Annotated in this window: 4 protein-coding genes; 1 reads left to right on the forward strand and 3 read right to left on the reverse strand. The window is 46.7% G+C overall.

What is annotated here, in order from left to right; genetic code table 11:
* The first annotated feature begins 519 nt into the window (after nt 1–519).
* Nucleotides 520–903 (forward strand): SymE family type I addiction module toxin, encoded by a 384-nt coding sequence (locus AAH446_RS19550; RefSeq protein ID WP_342908337.1) that lies wholly within the window; start codon nt 520–522, stop codon nt 901–903.
* A gap of 48 nt (nt 904–951) precedes the next feature.
* Here the strand turns inward: AAH446_RS19550 and cdiI are convergent, their stop codons facing one another.
* The 3 genes from cdiI to AAH446_RS19565 all read right to left on the reverse strand — a co-directional run.
* A complete protein-coding gene (gene cdiI, locus AAH446_RS19555; RefSeq protein WP_342908338.1) occupies nt 952–1317 on the reverse strand; it encodes a ribonuclease toxin immunity protein CdiI in 366 nt (121 codons plus the stop codon).
* A gap of 8 nt (nt 1318–1325) precedes the next feature.
* Nucleotides 1326–1523, reverse strand: coding sequence for a CdiA family toxin C-terminal domain-containing protein (locus AAH446_RS19560; RefSeq protein ID WP_342908339.1), 198 nt, complete (start codon nt 1521–1523; stop codon nt 1326–1328).
* The coding region (locus AAH446_RS19565; RefSeq protein WP_342908340.1) for a DUF6862 domain-containing protein at nt 1504–2377 on the reverse strand (874 nt) is incomplete at its 5' end. The genes AAH446_RS19565 and AAH446_RS19560, both read right to left, overlap by 20 nt.

Here is a 2377-nt window from a genome sequence, read left to right on the forward strand (position 1 = left end):
AGTGATATCTTTCTGCGCGTTGAAGGCCACGCTACCGCCACCGGGCAACGCGCCGTCGCCGGTTAAATTCCCTGCTTTTACCTTCGCATACACCTGTGGCACCAGCACGGTCTGCTGTGTGCCATCCGGCAGCGTGACCCTGATTAACAAAGCGCGGATAGTTCTTGATCATGTCGTGGCTGTCGCTGCCCGTCGCACTCAGTACAACCGCTGTGTTTACCAGCAGGGAAATCCCTTCATAACGTGGAGTCGCAGTATGAAAGCCCGTCAGTAACAGAGATTACAGAAGAGTACAGGAAGAAGGGATAAGCGAAATGCGGACCGAAAAAAACAATCCGTTTTCCAGAGACGTCTCGCAATTTATTACTTAGCTTTCGGCGAGTTTACGCGGCAGAAGTTGTATATTTAAACAGGTGAAAACGGAACAGGAAGAACGTAACGAGAGATTTTTAGCGCGGGCTGAAGGTGCTACCAACACTAACAGCCCGCTGACCACAACCAACTAGCAAGGAGTTGATTATGGCTGAGCAACATCATATGCCAGAGACGCACGCATTCACAACCCGTTGTTATACCGTGGGTTATGTCAGCGACGCGAAGTATCAGCCGCTGCCGTCCATTCACCTGAAGGGCCACTGGCTGGAAGAAGTCGGGTTTGGGACGGGCACGCCGGTTAACGTGCGGGTAATGCAAGACTGTCTGATTATTACCCGACAGGAGCCGCAGCCGGAACTGCCCGCCGAGCCGGAAGTTGTGACCACGCTGCGCAGGGCCTGCAAAAAGCTGTCGGCCCGCAAGCAGCAGCAGATTGCCGAGTTTATCCAGGCGACCGCCACGCCGCAGAAGCGGCCATGCAGGATCCCGGATGGGATAATTGAGTGGCGACCACTTTTAGATAACTGACTGGTTATAAAGTAAAAATCCCAGCCGGTTTAGACTGGGATTTAAATTTTAAGATGGGATCTGAGCCAGTAATTCGTTAATTTTATCCGTATCTTCGGGATGCAGTTGAAGATATTTTTCGCAGGCTAAGCGAACATATTGATAACAGATTTCTTCGCTGACAAACACAGTATCATCCTCTGTTGGGGGATAGCCTATTGCAAATTCAACTCCCTCAAAGTGTTCACTGTCATCGTAACTATTCATATCAGGAAAGTTACAATAAATGCCATCCAGAATATAAGATTCTTTGTTAACTATATTTTCTATAGCATCCATAAATTTATTTTCATTATACATAAGGTCAAAATATGACCTTATAGTCCACCCTGGTTCAGAACGATCATACGGCAATTCAAATAAATATTTATTCATGGCTGTTCCTATTTCGGGTGGAAGTTACTTACAATGCCTGTTTTCTGATCAATATATACTCTGAACTTAACGCCACCGGCTTTAGCGTCATATGCCTGTAATCCATTTTTTATTGCATCAGAGTAACCGCTTGCTGCTGCCTGTTGTCCCAACTGTAACATTTTTTCATCTGTGAATATTTTAGGATCATAAATAGTTTTTTTCAAAAGGCTTGGAACCATTTCCTTTATAATTACCTGTCATATTTCCAGCAGCATCTTTTGTAGGTATTTCATACTGAACCTGAGTAATGCCATTAACCCCTGTTGGTTTTTCAGAGACAATTTTCACACCATTATCAACCACGGCTTTATTGAATGAATCAGCATTATGAGCACCGGTAATCCCTTTCTTCTGTGAATATCCGTCAAGTTGAGCTAAGTGTTCCGGCTGATTAATTTTAAAATCAATCCCCGAAGGATAAATATTAGCTTCTTTGACCATTACGCTCAGTTTACTAACAACTGCCGCACTCAAGACAGGTTTCAGCGATGATGCAATCATCTGCATACCATCATAAGTGGACACATAGCTTTCTGCTGTGGCTTTATCAACGCCTTGCCAGCCCATGACATAGTTCACCATCGCATCTTTCACCTGCTGCTGATTCTGCGCATCAACGCTGGTGATATTCAGCAGGTTTACTATCTGCCCGTAAGCGTCAGCATACATGTCGCTGACTTTATTATTGTACTGCCCGGTTTCGTACTCTCCTTTGGCCGAGTAAACCTCAAGCCTTGTCGAAGCACATCCGGCGCTGGCAGCTTTGCCGTTTCCACAGGCGTCTATAACCTTCTGGTCACGGCTGATGTCTTTCTCACGAAGATCGTTTATCTGCTGCTGTGCTTTCTCCCGCTCTGCCGGGTCGTTGCTTTTAAGTTTCTGCTTCGCTATTTCAAGTTCCGTCTTCTCACTGACGTGCAGCCAGTTATTCTCAACCGCATTCTTCCCGGCCTGCGCACCTGTCACAGTAGCAGCCATACTGTCACCAATCAACCCGCCCGCGGCGCCGGCTGCCAGC

The organism is Erwinia psychrophila, assembly GCF_039023475.1.
Taxonomy (GTDB): Bacteria; Pseudomonadota; Gammaproteobacteria; order Enterobacterales; family Enterobacteriaceae; genus Erwinia.